General features: G+C 67.4%; 17 protein-coding genes. 5 read left to right on the top strand and 12 right to left on the bottom strand.

The genetic code is table 11. The features are described 5' to 3' along the window. The first annotated feature begins 117 nt into the window (after positions 1 to 117). Positions 118 to 1185, top strand: coding sequence for a sensor domain-containing diguanylate cyclase (locus AC07X5_RS08190; protein ID WP_494769724.1), 1068 nt, complete (start codon positions 118 to 120; stop codon positions 1183 to 1185). On the opposite strand, the gene AC07X5_RS08195 is transcribed toward AC07X5_RS08190, so the two are convergent. The 3 genes from AC07X5_RS08195 to AC07X5_RS08205 form a co-directional block, all read right to left on the bottom strand. Then, positions 1174 to 1971, bottom strand: a complete 798-nt coding sequence (locus AC07X5_RS08195) for a sensor histidine kinase (RefSeq protein WP_494769725.1) — start codon at positions 1969 to 1971, stop codon at positions 1174 to 1176. The genes AC07X5_RS08190 and AC07X5_RS08195 overlap by 12 nt on opposite strands. Positions 1972 to 1992: 21 nt before the next feature. Next, entirely contained in the window at positions 1993 to 3417 is a 1425-nt protein-coding gene (gene glmU, locus AC07X5_RS08200) for a bifunctional UDP-N-acetylglucosamine diphosphorylase/glucosamine-1-phosphate N-acetyltransferase GlmU (RefSeq protein ID WP_494769726.1), read from the bottom strand. Positions 3418 to 3504: 87 nt separating this feature from the next. Further along, on the bottom strand, positions 3505 to 4263 hold the full coding sequence (locus tag AC07X5_RS08205; protein ID WP_409961323.1) for a Crp/Fnr family transcriptional regulator: 759 nt from the start codon (positions 4261 to 4263) through the stop codon (positions 3505 to 3507). A gap of 166 nt (positions 4264 to 4429) precedes the next feature. On the opposite strand from AC07X5_RS08205, the gene AC07X5_RS08210 reads away from it, so the two are divergent. Then, positions 4430 to 4837, top strand: coding sequence for a BLUF domain-containing protein (locus tag AC07X5_RS08210; RefSeq protein ID WP_409961325.1), 408 nt, complete (start codon positions 4430 to 4432; stop codon positions 4835 to 4837). Positions 4838 to 4904: 67 nt separating this feature from the next. On the opposite strand, the gene AC07X5_RS08215 is transcribed toward AC07X5_RS08210, so the two are convergent. Then, positions 4905 to 5300 (bottom strand): DUF2917 domain-containing protein, encoded by a 396-nt coding sequence (locus AC07X5_RS08215; RefSeq protein WP_409961326.1) that lies wholly within the window; start codon positions 5298 to 5300, stop codon positions 4905 to 4907. A 140-nt stretch (positions 5301 to 5440) separates the two neighbouring features. Next, positions 5441 to 5974, bottom strand: a complete 534-nt coding sequence (locus tag AC07X5_RS08220; protein WP_494769727.1) for a DUF2917 domain-containing protein — start codon at positions 5972 to 5974, stop codon at positions 5441 to 5443. 129 nt (positions 5975 to 6103) lie between these two features. Here AC07X5_RS08220 and AC07X5_RS08225 point away from each other — a divergent pair, with 129 nt between their 5' ends. Next, the gene (locus AC07X5_RS08225; protein ID WP_409961330.1) at positions 6104 to 7102 is read left to right on the top strand and encodes a LysR substrate-binding domain-containing protein; all 999 of its coding nucleotides are present in this window, start codon (positions 6104 to 6106) and stop codon (positions 7100 to 7102) included. Positions 7103 to 7180: 78 nt separating this feature from the next. Here AC07X5_RS08225 and tyrS read toward each other — a convergent pair whose 3' ends face one another. Further along, complete coding sequence (gene tyrS, locus AC07X5_RS08230) at positions 7181 to 8413, bottom strand: tyrosine--tRNA ligase (RefSeq protein ID WP_494769728.1); 1233 nt, start codon at positions 8411 to 8413, stop codon at positions 7181 to 7183. A gap of 200 nt (positions 8414 to 8613) precedes the next feature. On the opposite strand from tyrS, the gene AC07X5_RS08235 reads away from it, so the two are divergent. Together AC07X5_RS08235 and AC07X5_RS08240 are read left to right on the top strand one after the other, a co-directional pair. Further along, entirely contained in the window at positions 8614 to 9972 is a 1359-nt protein-coding gene (locus AC07X5_RS08235; protein WP_494769729.1) for a peptidoglycan DD-metalloendopeptidase family protein, read from the top strand. 132 nt (positions 9973 to 10104) lie between these two features. Continuing rightward, positions 10105 to 11253, top strand: a complete 1149-nt coding sequence (locus tag AC07X5_RS08240; RefSeq protein WP_494769730.1) for an anhydro-N-acetylmuramic acid kinase — start codon at positions 10105 to 10107, stop codon at positions 11251 to 11253. 4 nt (positions 11254 to 11257) lie between these two features. On the opposite strand, the gene mdtD is transcribed toward AC07X5_RS08240, so the two are convergent. The 6 genes from mdtD to rplM form a co-directional block, all read right to left on the bottom strand. Then, positions 11258 to 12679, bottom strand: a complete 1422-nt coding sequence (mdtD, locus tag AC07X5_RS08245) for a multidrug transporter subunit MdtD (protein WP_494769731.1) — start codon at positions 12677 to 12679, stop codon at positions 11258 to 11260. A gap of 98 nt (positions 12680 to 12777) precedes the next feature. Further along, positions 12778 to 13143 carry an iron-sulfur cluster insertion protein ErpA gene (erpA, locus tag AC07X5_RS08250; protein ID WP_007856958.1) on the bottom strand — a complete coding sequence of 122 codons (366 nt, stop codon included), beginning with the start codon at positions 13141 to 13143 and terminating at the stop codon, positions 12778 to 12780. 34 nt (positions 13144 to 13177) lie between these two features. Beyond that, a complete protein-coding gene (locus AC07X5_RS08255; protein WP_409961339.1) occupies positions 13178 to 13603 on the bottom strand; it encodes a bactofilin family protein in 426 nt (141 codons plus the stop codon). 113 nt (positions 13604 to 13716) lie between these two features. Next, complete coding sequence (locus tag AC07X5_RS08260) at positions 13717 to 14430, bottom strand: DUF6776 family protein (RefSeq protein WP_494769732.1); 714 nt, start codon at positions 14428 to 14430, stop codon at positions 13717 to 13719. A gap of 93 nt (positions 14431 to 14523) precedes the next feature. After that, positions 14524 to 14916: a 30S ribosomal protein S9 gene (rpsI, locus tag AC07X5_RS08265; protein WP_007856955.1), complete on the bottom strand. Its 393-nt coding sequence runs from the start codon at positions 14914 to 14916 to the stop codon at positions 14524 to 14526. A gap of 11 nt (positions 14917 to 14927) precedes the next feature. Then, positions 14928 to 15359 carry a 50S ribosomal protein L13 gene (gene rplM, locus AC07X5_RS08270; RefSeq protein ID WP_056414298.1) on the bottom strand — a complete coding sequence of 144 codons (432 nt, stop codon included), beginning with the start codon at positions 15357 to 15359 and terminating at the stop codon, positions 14928 to 14930. Between the last annotated feature and the right edge of the window lie 43 nt (positions 15360 to 15402).

Here is a 15402-nt window from a genome sequence, read left to right on the forward strand (position 1 = left end):
CTTGCCGGCAAGGCGGCAGGGCAGGCGATTTCCCGCTGGCCTCTACCGCCGGGTAAAGGTAAGCTCTGTGCGCCTGCCCTCCTCGCTGCCCCCTCGCCCGCGCGCACCCTTTTTTCCATGGCCACCTACGAACAACAGATGCCCCGGCGCGTGTACCCGCTGCGCGTGCTCGGCATGGGCCTCGGTGGCGTGGTGGTGTCCGTCGTGCTGTGGCAGCGCCAGGCGTCGTCGCTGGAGTGGCTGGGCATGGTGATGCTGTGTTTCGTCTGGCCCCATGTGGCCTACCAGCTGTCGCGGCGCAGCGCCGACCCCTACCGTGCCGAGATCCGCAACCTGCTCGCCGACTCGGCATTTGCCGCGGCTCTCGTGCCACTGATGCACTTCAGCCTGCTGCCCAGCGTGCTGCTGTGCACGCTGACCATGGTGGACAAGATCACCACCGGCATCCGCGGGCTGTGGGCCCGATCCATTCCGGCCATGCTTGCGGGCGGTGCGGTCGGAACGCTGCTCACCGGCATGCACTGGTCCCCCGAGAGCCCCATGCCCACCATCCTGGCCTGCCTGCCGGTGATGGCGCTGCACACCATTTCGGTCAGCATGGTCAGCTACCGCCTCATCCGCAAGGTATCGCACCAGAACATGCTGCTCGACGAACTGCGCCGCGTGGACACGCTGACCGGCCTGTACGGCCGCGGCCACTGGCAGGAGAAGGCCGAAGCTGCGCTGCGCCAGCACCATGCGGGCAATGAGCCAGCCTGCATGCTGATGCTGGACATCGACAGCTTCAAGCAGATCAACGACCAGCATGGGCACACCCTGGGTGACGAGGTGATCCGCGCCGTGGCCCATGTGGTGCGTGGCAATGTGCGTGCCACCGACTGCGCAGGCCGCTACGGGGGCGACGAGTTCGCGATCCTGCTGGCCGGCATGGGCGTGGAAGAAGCCGCCGCCGTGGCCGAGCGCATCCGCGCGCAGACCGAGGCCATCCGCCTGCGCGACATGCCGGCCCTGCGCATCACCGCCAGCATCGGCGTGGCTGCAGCCCACCCGCGCCATGGCAGCCTGCGCGCATGGATGGATGCGGCCGACACCGCGCTCTATGTGGCCAAGAATGCAGGCCGCAACCGGGTGGCCAATGGCCAGCACACGGCCACCGACTCTGCCATGGCCATCTCAAGCCCCTGAAGACGCAGCGGCAGGCCACTCCAGCCGCACCTGGCAACCGGCGCCCGGCGCGCCATCGGCGGTGATCTGCGCGCCATGGCGCTGCGCGATCAGTCGGCACAGGGCCAGGCCGGTGCCCACGCCCTCGAACTCGGTCTCGCGGTGCAGGCGCTGGAACACGCCGAACAGCGATCCCGCCCGCGCCGCATCGAAGCCCGTGCCGTTGTCGCGCACGGTCACGGCCACACGGCCGCCGTCCAATGGCTCGGCACCGATGTGGATGTGCGCCTGCGCCTGGCCACGTGTGAACTTGAGCGCATTGCCCAGCACCTGCACCAGCAGCTCGCGCAACAGGCCGGCGTCGGCGTCGAGCGTGGGCAGACCCGGCGCCAGATGCCAATGCACCTGGCGCCCGGCCTCGGCGGTGGCCAGCTCCGTGCGCGCCTGGGTCACCGCATCGGCCAGCGCCACGGTGCCACAGTGCAGCGGTGCGCGCGTGGCCCGCGCAATGGCCAGCAGGCCATCGATCATGAGCCCCATGCGCCGGGCCGACTGGTCCATGGTGGCCAGAAAGCCCAGTGCCTCCTGCAGCTCGGGCGCCTGCACCACCTCCGCAGGCAGGTCGCCCAGTACCTCGCGCACCAGGGTGCCGTACGAGGTCACATGGCGCAGCGGGGCGCGCAGGTCGTGCGAGACGGCCCTGAGGAATTCTTCCTGCGCGGCCGCCATGTCGGCCACCTGCTGGCGGCTGCGCGCCAGCTCGGCGCGCAGGGCCTCCACGGTCCCCGGGGTGTCGTCGTCGCTCATGCCGCGGGCCTCCTCATCAGCTCATGCCTTGGGCGGCTTCACCGGACGCGCCCAGTTGGCGATGGCCACCTGCTTGCCGCGGGCCACGCCCAGGGAGCCTGCGGGAACGTCCTTGGTGATGGTGGAGCCACCACCCACCGTGGCACCGGCACCGATGGTGACGGGCGCCACCAGCACGCAGTTGCTGCCGATGTGCACGCCGGCCTCGATCACCGTGCGGTGCTTGTTGGCGCCATCGTAGTTGGCGGTGATGGCGCCCGCGCCGTAGTTCACGCGCTCACCCACCGTGGCATCGCCCAGGTAGGCCAGGTGGTTGGCCTTGGCACCGTCGGCCAGGGTGGAGTTCTTCACTTCGACGAAGTTGCCGATGTGCACCTCGCGGCCCAGCTGGGCGCCGGGGCGCAGGCGCGCGAAGGGGCCGATCAGTGCGCCCTCGCCCACGCTGGCGCCGAGCTTCTCGCCGTCGATGTGGGTGTAAGGGTGCACCACGGCCCCTGCCGCAATGCGCGCATTCGCGATGCAGCAGTTGGCACCGATCTGCACGCCTTCGCCCAGCTCCACACGGCCGGCGAAGACACAATTGACGTCGATCTCCACATCCGGCCCGCACACCAGCTCGCCGCGCAAGCCGGTACGCACGTCATCGCGCAGATCGAAGCGCGCCGGGTCGGCCAGGCGCACGCCCTGCTCCAGCAAGGCCCGGGCCTGGCGCTGCTGGTGGGCGCGCTCCAGCTCGGCCAGTTGCAGCGGGCTGTTCACGCCGGCCACCTGCAGCGCATCGCTGATGCGGTGGGCCACCACGGGCACGCCGTCGGCCACGGCCATGGCGACGATGTCGGTCAGGTAGTACTCGCCCTGGGCGTTGTCGTTGGTCAAACGGGCCAGCCACGGGGCCAGCAGCCGCGCGGGCACGGCCATGATGCCGCTGTAGACCTCGGTGATGGCGCGCTGCGCCTCGCTCGCATCCTTGTGCTCGACGATGCCCTGTACGTCACCGGCGCCATTGCGCACGATGCGGCCATAGCCCGTCGGGTCCGGCAGGGTGACGGTGAGCAGGGCCAGCCGCTCGCCGCCACCGGCCGCCACCAGAGCACGCAGGGTGTCAGCCTGGGTCAGCGGCACATCGCCCGACAGCACCACCACCGTGCCGTCCTCGCGCAGATGGGGCACGGCCTGCTGCACAGCGTGGCCGGTGCCCAGCTGCGGCTCCTGCCGTACGAAGGCGAGTTCCACACCGCCCGCAGGCGCGCTACGCGTAGCGGCCTCCACCTCGGCGGCGCCATGGCCGGTGATCACGGTGGCGCTGCGCGCCTGCAGATGCGCCGCCTGGTCCAGCACATGGTGCAGCAGCGGGCGTCCGCCCAGGCGCTGCAGGACCTTGGGAAGGCGGCTTTTCATGCGCGTGCCCTTGCCGGCCGCCATGATGAGGATGTCGAGTTGCGTCATGGAAATGGTGTGTGGTGCGCCCTGCGCCCTGAAACGCGCGGGGCCGGATGTGCCGATTATCGGCCCCCGCCCACCCACGCAGCCCCGCTACAGCAACGGCAGCAGGCGCGGCGGCCGGTCGTAGTACTCGGCGATGCGTTCGAGCGCGTGGGGATTGAGCAGGCGCAGCCGGCCATGGGCCAGCTCGTGCAGGCCCAGTTGCGACAGGCGCCTGAGCGTCTTGTTGGTGTGCACCAGAGACAGGCCCAGCGCGTCGGCGATGTGCTGCTGGTTGATCGGGAAGGCCACGGAGCCGTCCACGTCCACCAGGTCGATCCGCTCCAGCCGGCGGTACAGGTGCATCAGCAGCATGGCCACGCGTTCGGTGGCGTTGCGCCGGCCAGCGGTCAGCAGGTTGTCGTCCACATGGCCTTCTTCGTGGGCCGCCAGCCAGGTGATGTCATAGCCCAGCCTCGGCTGTTCGCGGAATACGGACCACAGGCTGTCGTTCTCGAACACGCACAGCGCGCAGTCGGTCACGGCCTCGACACCGTATGCCGAGAGGTCGCCGAACTCCTGCTGCAGGCCCACCAGGTCGCCGGGGAGCAGGAAGTTCAGGATCTGGCGGCGGCCATCGCTCAGGGTCTTGTAGCGGAATGCCCAGCCCGCGTAGAGCGTGAACATGCGCGAGTTGACCTGGCTCTCGTGCAAGAGGGCACCGCCGGCCTGCACCGAGAAGGTGGAGGTGCGGAACCCCTCGATGAAATCCAGCACCTCGGGCTCCACGGGGGTGAACGCCCGCGTCCTGCGCAGCCGGCATTCCCGGCAGTGGGGCGGACACGCGTTGGGCGGCAGGGTGGCGTTCATGGTGCGCCATTCTAGGGACGCCCACATGCCGAAACACCCCCAGGCGGCATTTTCCGGCGGTGTTGGGGGCACGCCATGGGGCGTCAGGCCTTTTCAGCGCATCGTTCGGCGCTATGTCTTTTGACATTGCGGGCATGTCAGCGCAGCCCTACATTGCGCCGCACCTATGTCACCACTCATCCCTTCCAGCGCCCTTTATGAAGCCCTGTACGTCAGCACCCTCGCCGAGCGGCAACCCGTGGCCGTGGTGGCCGAGATCGCCGGCCACGCCCGCGTGCACAATGCGCGGCGGGGCATTACCGGTCTGCTGATCTTCGATGGCATGCGCTTTTGCCAGCAACTGGAAGGCACGCAGAAAGAGGTGCTCAAGCTCACCGAGCGCATCCGCGACGACACGCGCCACACCCGGGTGGAGGTGCTGCACCACGGCCCCCTGGCCGAGCGGCGCTTCCGGCAGTTCAGCCTGGCCTTCACGCCGGTCGAGGACACCGAGGTTCTGGCACGGCTCGAACTGCTCGACGGCGAGGCGGCCATGGCCGCCTTCGAAGCCCTGCGGGCGGAATTGCACCGGTAGCGTATCCACCAACAACAACGGCCGCCCGGTTGCCCAGGCGGCCGTTGCGTGCCTCTGAGCCAGCGGTTCAGGCGCAGCAGGGCGTGCCATCCACGGTGGGCACGGCCGTCATGCCGAGCGAAGCACGTTGCCACCAGCTGGGTGCGGAGCGCGAAGGCTGCACCGCCCAGCGGTACTGCAGGCGCTGGTTGCCCAGGGTCTCGACCACCGCATGCTGGCCAGCGGCCACCCACAGCGTCTGGCCGGCCTGCAGGAAGACGTCGCCTGCGGACCCGCTGCTGGCGCCATGCGGCCCATCGTCCAGAGTCACCCAGGCCTGGCCTTCGGCAACGCGCAGTGCCATGGGCTTGCGCGGTGTCAGGCTGACGGCCTGGCCGGGCTTGAGCGTGTTGATGGTGTCCTTGGCCGCAACGCGGCCGAAGACGCTGGATGGTTGCAATTGCAGAACATTCGATGCGGTCATGGCTTTCTCCTGGTAAACCCTATAGGCCTCTATGGTGCGCTTGTGCTTGAAAAGCGTCCAATGAATTGCGAGTGCCTGATTGATTCAAGTTCGGCATCAATCCCAAAAATGGCCGGATACCGTTGACGGCCATATCTTGTTCAAGCGTGCATGCGCACTCGCTGGGGTGCTATCCGATGCAGAGCAAAGCGCAGCAGGCCGGCGGCCAGCCTGCCGCTGGCGCCCAGGGTGGCGGCCACCGCAGCAGCCACGGCACGCCCGCCCTGGCCGAGGGCACAGCCCAGGTCACGCAGCGGCTGCGCCACGCCAAGCTCCCAATCCCCTGCCGGATCGGCCGCCAGGGCCACGGCAGGCACCACATCCCAGCAGAAGGCCACCGCACTGGGCGCCCCGCCACGCAGGTACCAGGACTCCATCACCACCTGCTGGCCCGCTTCGATGACCAGGGCCTGCCCCTGGGCCAGCACGACGTCCTCGGTGGCATCGCCGGCATGGCCGGGCCTGGCCCCCACCGACAGCCACACCCGGCCCTGCGAGATTTCCAGCACACTGCGCTCACGCGGGTTCAGCGTGATGGCACGGCCCGCGTCCAGCTTCCAGCTTCCGGCCAACACGCGGCCGGCCGTGGCGGCGATGGCAGATTGTTGCGATTCCAGAACGGTACGGGACAGCATGGTGGACTCCTCGGTGCTTGAAAAAACGTTGTAGAGCCTGGATGATCCGCCTGCAGAGGCCTTCGGTCCAATGAAAACGCAGTACGCTATTGATGCCGCCAACGCATGAATAGAAATGGAGCACAGAGCATGCAGAACGCCGAACCCACCCCCGCCCCCTTGTCTCGCACCCGCCCCGTGGCCGTCGGCCACTGGCGCGCGTTTCTGGCCGTGGCACGGCACCTGAACTTCCGCGCCGCGGCCGACGAGCTGGCCCTGACCCAATCGGCCGTGAGCCGGCAGATCCAGGCCCTGGAGGACGAAGTGGGCGTGGCCCTGTTCCTGCGCCACACCCGTGCGGTGGAGCTGACCAGCGCGGGCGCCCAGCTGCAGCGCTCGGTGGCGCCGGCACTGGACCGCATGGACGCTTCGGTGCGCCTGGTGCGCCAGACGGCAGGGCGGCGCAGCGTGGCCATCACCACCTGGGCCAGCTTTGCATCGATGTGGCTGATTCCACGCATGGAAGAGTTCCAACGCGACAACCCGGGCATCGACATCCGCATCGACGCCACCGATGTGCCCGTGGACCTGGAAACTTCGGATGTGGACCTGGCGCTGCGCTACAGCCTGCCGGCCAACATGCCGCGCGGCGCAGTGCGCCTGTGCGGCGAGCAACTGGCCATCGTGGCCAGCCCCTGGCTCATCAAGAGCAGCCCGCCGGTGCGCACGCCGGCCGACGTGGCCCAGTTCACGCTGATCGAGGCCGGCGACGCACACCGCAGCACGCACCTGGAATACCTGAGCTGGCAGCGCTGGTTCGAAAACCAGGGCCAGCCCAAGCTGCAGCCCCAGCGCTGGCTGTACTTCAACTACGCCCACCAGATCGTGCAGGCCGCCTTGAGCGGCCAGGGCCTGGCGCTGGCCCGCATGCCGCTGATCGCCGATGCGCTGGCCGCAGGAGACCTGGTGGAACTGCTGCCCAACCACCGCCTGGACTCGCCCCTGGCCTACTGGCTGCTGGTGGGCCCGCGCAGCGCGCACCGCCCCGAGATCAAGGCCTTCTGCGCCTGGCTGGAAATCCAGGCCAAGGCCACGCGCGAGGCCGTCGGCGATGTGCCCGACCCGGACACCGTGGACGACTTCGACTGAACCCCACCCACACCATGAAAAACGCCCTGCCGGCTTGCACCGGCAGGGCGTGGAGTGGCGCCAGCGCTGCGGATCAGATCAGCCCAGCGTGATGCGGGCGAACTTGCGCTTGCCCACCTGCACCACATAGGTGCCGGCGTCGAGCTTGAGGCCCTTGTCGCTGACCACGCTGCCATCCACGCGCACGCCACCGCCATCGATCAGACGGCCGGCTTCGCTGCTGGACGGGGCCAGGTTGGCGCCCTTGAGCAGGGCACCGATGCCCAGCGGCGCCCCCGACAGGCTGACCTCGGGAATCTCGTCGGGCACACCGCCCTTGCTGCGGTTCTGGAAATCCTGCTCGGCCGCCTCGGCCGCCGCCGCGCTGTGGAAGCGCGTGGTGATCTCCTTGGCCAGCATGACCTTGGCGTCCTTGGGGTTGCGCCCGCCGGCCACCTCGGCCTTGAGGGCCGCGATCTGCTCCAGGGACAAGAAGGACAGCAGGGTGTACCAGTCCCACATCAGCGTGTCCGAGATCGACAGCACCTTGGCAAACATGGTGTTGGGCTCTTCGGTGATGCCGATGTAGTTGTTCTTGGACTTGGACATCTTGTCCACTCCGTCCAGGCCTACCAGCAGCGGCATGGTGAGCACACACTGCGGCTCCTGGCCGTATTCCTGCTGCAGGTGGCGGCCCATGAGCAGGTTGAACTTCTGGTCCGTGCCGCCCAATTCCAGGTCGCTCTGCAGCGCCACCGAGTCGTAGCCCTGCATCAGCGGGTACAAAAACTCATGCACCGCGATGGACTGGCCGGTGGAAAAGCGCTTGTGGAAGTCGTCGCGCTCCATCATGCGCGCCACCGTGTACTTGGCGGCCAGCTGGATCATGCCGGCGGCGCCCAGGGGCTCGCTCCACTCGCTGTTGTAGCGGATCTCGGTCCTGGCCGGGTCCAGCACCATGCTGGCCTGTCGGTAGTAGGTCTCGGCGTTGGCCTTGATCTGCTCGGACGTGAGCGGCGGGCGCGTGCTGTTGCGGCCCGAAGGGTCGCCGATCAGGCTGGTGAAGTCTCCAATCAAGAAGATCACCTGGTGGCCCAGATCTTGCAACTGCCGCATCTTGTTGAGCACCACCGTGTGGCCGATGTGGATGTCGGGTGCCGTGGGGTCCAGGCCCAGCTTGATGCGCAGGGGCTTGCCCGTGGCTTCCGAGCGCGCCAGCTTCTTGACCCATTCGTCCTGGGGCAGCAGTTCCTGCACGCCGCGCAGCGAGATTTCAAGCGCCCGTCCTACACCATCGGAGACCGGGCTCGTTGTAACAGCAGATTGATTCATAAGGGTTTTTTGGGATGTCTAGACAGCGTGCGCCGCTATACTCCAGCCCACATTGCGAAGGCGGATTCTAATGGACCCGCTGTTTCGACCCGCTTCCTGCCTGTCGAATCGCTGCAAACAGACAGTCTGTGCGCCTGGCCTTGCCCCGTATTCGCACCGGGGAAGTGCCAGGAGATCACTCTCACACTGGGGATAGACCTTTGATTCACGGCTTGACCACCGCCAGCGCGGCTTTGCTAGACCGACTGTCCCGTAGCATCCAACAACACCCCAAGCACATCACCGCCGCCGTTGCAGCCCTGCTGCTCACCGGCGGCGGCGGCGCATTTGCCGTCGCCTCGTTCGCCCCCGATCCCGCCGACATGCCTGTGCGCATGGTCAACTACCCGGTGGAGTCGCTGGCCGAGAACCTGGTGCTGGGCCAGCTCGATGCACCCGGTTTCTCGCTCTTCCGCTCCGAACAGGTGCGCAGCAGCGACACCCCTGAATCGCTGCTGCAGCGCATGGGCGTGGCCGATCCGGCCGCCGCCGCCTTCCTGCGCGGTGACAGCACGGTGCGCCAGAACATGCTGGGCCGCACCGGCCGCTTCGTGTCGGCCGAGACCACCGACGACCACCGCCTGGTGCGCCTCACCGCCCGCTGGGTGCCCGACGACAGCGGCAACTTCCGCCGCCTGATCGTGGAGCGCATGGGCGAGAAATTCAGCTCGCGCGTCGAGACCGCCAAGCTCACGACCAGCAGCCGCCTGGCCGGCGGCGTGATCCACAGCTCGCTGTTCGCCGCGACCGATGCCTCCAACATCCCCGACGCCGTGGCCGTGCAGATGGCCGAACTGTTCTCGGGCAACATCGATTTCCGCCGTTCGCTGCGCAAGGGCGACCGCTTCTCGGTGGTCTATGAAACGCTGGAAGCCGACGGCGAACCGCTGAGCAGCGGCCGCGTGCTGAGCGCCGAGTTCGTCAACAACAGCAAGACCCACCAGGCCATCTGGTTCCAGGACACCGGCGCCACCAAGGGCGCCTACTACACGCTGGACGGCGAAAGCATGCGCCGCGCCTACCTGACCTCGCCCGTGGAGTTCTCGCGCGTGACCAGCGGCTTCAAGATGCGCATGCATCCCATCCTGAAGACCTGGCGCGCGCACCTGGGCACCGACTTCGCAGCCCCCACGGGCACACCCGCACGCACCGTGGGCGACGGCGTGGTGGAGTTCGCCGGTGTGCAGAACGGCTTTGGCAACGTGGTCTTCGTCAAGCACCGCAACCAGCACGTCACCGTGTACGCCCACCTGAGCCGCATCGACGTGCGCCAGGGCCAGTCGGTGGAACAGGGACAGACCATCGGCGCCGTGGGCTCCACGGGCTGGGCCACCGGCCCGCACCTGCACTTCGAGTTCCGCGTGAACGGCGTGCACCAGGATCCGCAGACCATCGTGGCCGCGAGCGATGCCGCCGCACCGGTGTCCAAGGCTGCCCGCCCTGCGTTCGACCGCCTGGCCTCCAACATGCGCATCCAGCTCTCAGCTGCAGCCTCCATCGAACAGGCCAGCGCTGAATAAGGTGCCCCCACCTGAGTCGCTTCGCGCCTTCCCCCCAAGGAAGGACGCCGCCAGCGCGGCGGGGCGGCCCTTGCGCGGCGGCTCTGGCCTGGTACGTGCCAGTCTCATGAATTGCATGCGCACCACAGCACCATGGTGATCCAGCACTCCACGGCAACATCTGCCGCGTCGACTTCGGAGCTGTACATCGGCCTGATGTCCGGCACTTCGCTCGACGGGATCGACGGGGTGCTGGCAGATTTTGCCGGTGGCCGCATGGTGGTGACCCACCATGCCAGCGCCCCTTTCGCCCCCGAACTGCGCGCAGAACTCCTGGCGCTCAACACCCCCGGCAGCGACGAGCTGCACCGTGCTGCCCTGGCCGGCAATGGCTTGGCCCGAGCCTATGCCGGCGTGGTGCAGACCCTGCTCGCGCGCAGCGGCCTGGCGCCCCAGGCCATCTGCGCCATCGGCGCCCACGGCCAGACCGTGCGCCACCGCCCGCAGGAGTTCGATGGCACCGGCTACACGCTGCAGTTGAACAACCCCGCCCTGTTGGCCGAACGCACGGGCATTGCCGTGGTGGCGGACTTTCGCAGCCGCGACGTGGCAGCTGGCGGCCAGGGCGCACCGCTGGTGCCGGCCTTCCACCGGGGCGTCTTCGGTCGCAACGGCGAAACCATGCTGGTGCTCAATATCGGCGGCATTTCCAATCTGAGCGTGCTCGGCGCAGACGGCCAGATCCTGGGTTTCGACTGCGGCCCCGGCAATGCACTGATGGACTATTGGTGCCAATGGCACACCGGCCAGGCCTTCGACGCAGGCGGTGCCTGGGCCGCCAGTGGCCAGGTGCTGCACGATCTGCTGGCCCTGCTGCGGCAGGAGACCTTCCTGCACAAGACGCCGCCCAAGAGCACGGGGCGCGACCTGTTCAACCCCGCCTGGCTTGCCAGTCGACTCGAAGGCTTTCAGGCCTGTGCCCCGCAGGATATCCAGGCCACGCTCACGGAGTTCACCGCCCTCGCCTGCGCCGCGGATGCCAAGCGCCACGGCGCGGGCGCCAAGACTTTGGCCGTGTGCGGTGGCGGTGCACTCAACACGCAACTGATGGCACGCCTGCAAGCGGCCTGCCCCACCTTCCAGGTCACCGCAACCGATGCGCTGGGCCTGCCTGCCCTGCAGGTGGAGGCCGCCGCCTTCGCCTGGCTGGCGCGCCAGGCCATCAAGGGCCTGCCCGGCAACCTGGCCAGCGTGACGGGCGCGGCTGGCGGGCGCATCCTGGGCGCCCTTTACCCCGCCTGACCCTTCATCCGTGGTCTGCGGCGTCGGCCGTGGTGGCCGCCTTGCTGCTGGCCCGGTCCTCGGGCGACAGCTGCCAGAAGATGCCGGCCGATGCCACCGTGATCAGCCCCATGCAGGCAAAGGTGGACTGGAAGGCCGAGAGCGTGTGCGCCGCGCCCGGCGGATGGAAGAAGGCGGTGAATGCCGCCAGCACCGCGCCGGCCGCCGCCACCCCCATGCCCATGGCCAGCATCTGCACCATGGACAGCAGGCTGTTGCCGCTGCTGGCCGTGGCATGGTCCAGGTCCTTGAGCGTGACGGTGTTCATGGCCGTGAACTGCAGCGAATTGACGGCACCGAACACCGCCAGTTGCAGTACGCGCAGCCACAGCGGCTGCCCCGGGTCGGCCAGGCCGAAGCTGGCCATGACCAGGCCCACCATCAGCGTATTGCCCACCAGCACCTGGCGGTAGCCGAAGCGCGTGATCAGCGGCGTGGTGAAGCGCTTCATCGACATGCCGGCAATGGCCACCGGCAGCATCATCATGCCCGCCTGCATCGGCGAGTAGCCCATGGTGACCTGCAGCAGCAGCGGGATCAAAAAGGGCATGCACGAGCTGCCCAGGCGCGAGAACAGGTTGCCCAGCAAGCCGATGCGCAGCGTATCCACGGAGAACAGGCTGGGCGAGAACAGCGGATCCGCCCGCCGTGCCGCATGCAGCCAGTAGGCCACCAGGCTGGCCAGGCCAAAGACCATCAGCACCAGCACACTGGCCTGGCGCAGGCCCATGCTCGCCAGGCCGTCGAGCGCCAGCGACAGCGACACCATGCCGAAGGCCAGCATCAGGTAGCCCGCCAGGTCGAAACGCGGCACGAAGGTGACCGGCTCGCCAGGCATGTAGCGCAGCGTGGCGATACAGCCCACCAAGCCAACGGGCACGTTGATCAAAAAAATCCAGTGCCAGGACACGGCCTCCACCAGCCAGCCACCCAGCGTGGGGCCGATCAGCGGACCGATCAGGCCCGGAATGGCCACGAAGCTCATGGCCTGCAGGAACTGCTCGCGCGGAAAGGTGCGCAGCACCACCAGCCGCCCCACGGGCAACAGCAGCGCCCCGCCCAGGCCCTGCACCACGCGCGCCGCCACCAGTTGCGCCAGGTTCTGCGCCAGGGCGCAACACACCGAGCCGATCACGAACAGCACGATGGCCGAAAAGAACACGCGGCGCGAGCCAAAACGATCGGCCAGCCAGCCCGAGGCCGGGATCAGCATGGCCATGGCCAGCGAATAGGCCACCACCACCGACTGCATCTGCAGCGGGCTTTCGCCCAGGCTGCGCGCCATGGCCGGCAGCGCGGTGTTGACGATGGTGGCGTCCAGCGTCTGCATGAAGAAGCCGACGGCCACCAGCCAGAGAAGGACCTTGCGGGATTGTTCTTGCTGCATGGCTGCCCAGGCTACGGAGAAATCGGGGGCGCCAAATGAAAAGCCGCCCGGAGGCGGCTTGTTGCGGGGACAGGGGCCGTGCGCACGACCCGGCGTCCTCAGGCCGAGAAGCTGGAGCCGCAGCCGCAGGTGGTGGTGGCGTTGGGGTTCTTGATCACGAACTGGGCGCCTTGCAGGTCTTCCTTGTAGTCGATCTCGGCGCCCACCAGGTACTGGTAGCTCATGGCGTCGATCAGCAGCGAGACGCCATTCTTGGTCATGGTGGTGTCGTCGTCGTTCGTGATCTCGTCGAACGTGAAGCCGTACTGGAAGCCCGAGCAGCCGCCACCCTGCACGAAGACGCGCAGCTTGAGGTCCGGATTGCCTTCTTCCGCGATCAGGTCCGCCACCTTGGCCGCCGCGCTGTCGGTGAACAGGATGGGGGCGGGCATTTCGGTCTGGATGTTCTCGGCAACTGCGCTCATGGGTGGGACTCCGTTATCAGGGTTTGCGCCAATACTACTGCAAAGCAGTCGGAGATTCAGCGGCCGCTGGCTTTGACGACAACTGCAGTGGGGGCTTTTCGTCGGCCACCACCGCCAGGGGGCACATCTGGCCGGTGATCATGGCGCCCTGGTGCATCTCCAGCGCCTTGTAGTGCACATTGCCCGTGATGCGCGCCTTGGGCTGCAGCTCCAGCAACTCGGCCGCATGCACCGGCCCGGTCACCGTGCCGTTGACGATCACATGGTCGGCATGCACGGCGCCCTCGACCCGGGCGGTTTCCGAGATCACCAGGATGCTGGGCTGCTCGGTGCCCGAACGGATGTCGCCCACCACCTCGCCATCGATGCGCATCCCCTCGCCGAACAGCACATTGCCGTCGATGCGGGTGCCATGGGCCACCAGGCTCTTGATCGGGGGCTGCTTCTTGCGGGAAAACATGGGTCAGGGCTCCTGGGTCAGGGGATCGCGGCCGGCCCCAGCCACCGGGCCGCGGCAGGCCGCCACCCGCATCTGTGAAAAATTGGCAAGGCACCTTGGCCGGCCAGCCACCGCTACTCAGCAGCCAGCGCCATGGTCTGGGAGGTGCGCAGCGTGCTGCCATCCAGCACCCGCGCGGTCACGGTTTTTACCACGGCATCGGGCGGCAGGGTCAACATTCCCTCCAGGCGCCGGTACTGGCGCAATTGCAGGGGGGCGCTCTGGGGAAAGGTCTGGGTCCATGGCTTGCCGTCCTGCGTGCCCGCCAGCACCAGTTCCAGCTTGCCATTGAATTCCGGTGCATTGCGGGCCGCCTGGATCAGCAGCACCTGCCAGCGCACCTGCATGCCGCCCACGATTTCGGCATGCAGGCCACGGATGGCCACGCCCTCGGTGGAGCCCGCAGGAATGAGCCGCTCGAAGAACCCGAGGTCCTCGCGCAGCGTGCGGTTCTCGGCCTCGAGCTGCCGCACCTGGGCCATCAGGGTCTGCAAGGTGGCCCGGTCGGCCGTGAGGATGCTCTCGGCGGTCTGCGAGACGGCATGCTGGCGCTGCGTCTCCTCGACCAGCCGCGCCACCTCGCCACGCAGGCGCACCAGTTCTTCGCGTGCGCCGGAGTCGAGCCCTGCAATGGACTTGCCGAATTCGAAGGCCCACAGGGCCACGGCGGCACACAGCCCGAAGACCACGGCCAGCATCAGCCAGCGCACCGGCCAGGGCATGGCGCTGCGGATGGCCACGCGGGGGGCGCTGATGGTCAGCCGGCGGCGAAGAAGTCGCAAACGCATGGAAGAAAAGAAACCGATGGCTCAAAAACGAAGAGAGCGCACCATAAACGAAAAAACCGCCCGAAGGCGGTTTTTTTGCAGGGCGACCCGAGCTTAACGCTTGGAGAACTGCTTGGCGCGGCGTGCGGAGTGCAGACCGACCTTCTTGCGTTCCACTTCGCGGGCATCGCGCGTCACGAAGCCGGCTTGGCTCAGTGCGGGCTTGAGCGTCGCGTCGTAGTCGATCAGGGCGCGGGTGATGCCGTGGCGGGCAGCGCCGGCCTGGCCGGATTCACCACCACCGTGCACGTTGATCTGGATGTCGAAGGTTTCGACATGGTTGGTCAGCGCGAGCGGCTGCTTGGCGATCATGATCGAGGTTTCGCGGCCGAAGTAGGACTGGATGTCCTTGCCGTTCACCGTGATCTTGCCAGTGCCTTTTTTCAGAAACACGCGGGCGACGCTGGACTTGCGACGGCCGGTGCCATTGTTCCATTCACCAATCATCTCAAGGCTCCTTAGATTTCCAGCGCCTTGGGCTGCTGGGCGGTGTGGGGATGCTCAGCACCGCCATACACCTTGAGTTTCTTGATCATTGCGTAGCCCAGGGGACCCTTGGGCAGCATGCCCTTGACGGCCTTCTCCAGCGCGCGGCCGGGGTGCTTGGCTTGCATGTCGCGGAAGTTCGTGGCCGTGATGCCGCCGGGGTAACCCGAGTGGCGGTAGTACACCTTGTCCAGGGACTTGGTGCCGGTGACCTTGAGCTGGGCGGCGTTGATGATGACGATGAAGTCACCGGTATCGACGTGAGGCGTGTAAATGGCCTTGTGTTTGCCGCGCAAACGGAGAGCAACTTCGCTGGCTACTCGTCCGAGGACCTTGTCGGTCGCGTCAATCACAAACCACTCGTGCACGACCTCAGCGGGCTTGGCGCTGAAAGTAGTAGTCATGAGTTTTCTCTTATGAAGAGGGTTTGGCGGGTCCTTTTCCACG

The sequence above is a fragment of the Acidovorax sp. GW458-11-26-14-TSB4 genome (genome assembly GCF_059423865.1).

Excerpts from the sequence above, each read along its gene's own strand:
- AC07X5_RS08210 (WP_409961325.1), top strand. The coding sequence starts at position 4,430 with ATGTCACCACTCATCCCTTCCAGCGCCCTTTATGAAGCCCTGTACGTC.
- AC07X5_RS08260 (WP_494769732.1), bottom strand. The coding sequence starts at position 14,430 with ATGCGTTTGCGACTTCTTCGCCGCCGGCTGACCATCAGCGCCCCCCGC.
- AC07X5_RS08240 (WP_494769730.1), top strand. The coding sequence starts at position 10,105 with ATGGTGATCCAGCACTCCACGGCAACATCTGCCGCGTCGACTTCGGAG.
- AC07X5_RS08190 (WP_494769724.1), top strand. The coding sequence starts at position 118 with ATGGCCACCTACGAACAACAGATGCCCCGGCGCGTGTACCCGCTGCGC.
- AC07X5_RS08195 (WP_494769725.1), bottom strand. The coding sequence starts at position 1,971 with ATGAGCGACGACGACACCCCGGGGACCGTGGAGGCCCTGCGCGCCGAG.
- AC07X5_RS08220 (WP_494769727.1), bottom strand. The coding sequence starts at position 5,974 with ATGCTGTCCCGTACCGTTCTGGAATCGCAACAATCTGCCATCGCCGCC.
- AC07X5_RS08255 (WP_409961339.1), bottom strand. The coding sequence starts at position 13,603 with ATGTTTTCCCGCAAGAAGCAGCCCCCGATCAAGAGCCTGGTGGCCCAT.
- glmU (WP_494769726.1), bottom strand. The coding sequence starts at position 3,417 with ATGACGCAACTCGACATCCTCATCATGGCGGCCGGCAAGGGCACGCGC.
- erpA (WP_007856958.1), bottom strand. The coding sequence starts at position 13,143 with ATGAGCGCAGTTGCCGAGAACATCCAGACCGAAATGCCCGCCCCCATC.
- AC07X5_RS08205 (WP_409961323.1), bottom strand. The coding sequence starts at position 4,263 with ATGAACGCCACCCTGCCGCCCAACGCGTGTCCGCCCCACTGCCGGGAA.
- mdtD (WP_494769731.1), bottom strand. The coding sequence starts at position 12,679 with ATGCAGCAAGAACAATCCCGCAAGGTCCTTCTCTGGCTGGTGGCCGTC.
- tyrS (WP_494769728.1), bottom strand. The coding sequence starts at position 8,413 with ATGAATCAATCTGCTGTTACAACGAGCCCGGTCTCCGATGGTGTAGGA.
- rpsI (WP_007856955.1), bottom strand. The coding sequence starts at position 14,916 with ATGATTGGTGAATGGAACAATGGCACCGGCCGTCGCAAGTCCAGCGTC.
- AC07X5_RS08225 (WP_409961330.1), top strand. The coding sequence starts at position 6,104 with ATGCAGAACGCCGAACCCACCCCCGCCCCCTTGTCTCGCACCCGCCCC.
- rplM (WP_056414298.1), bottom strand. The coding sequence starts at position 15,359 with ATGACTACTACTTTCAGCGCCAAGCCCGCTGAGGTCGTGCACGAGTGG.
- AC07X5_RS08215 (WP_409961326.1), bottom strand. The coding sequence starts at position 5,300 with ATGACCGCATCGAATGTTCTGCAATTGCAACCATCCAGCGTCTTCGGC.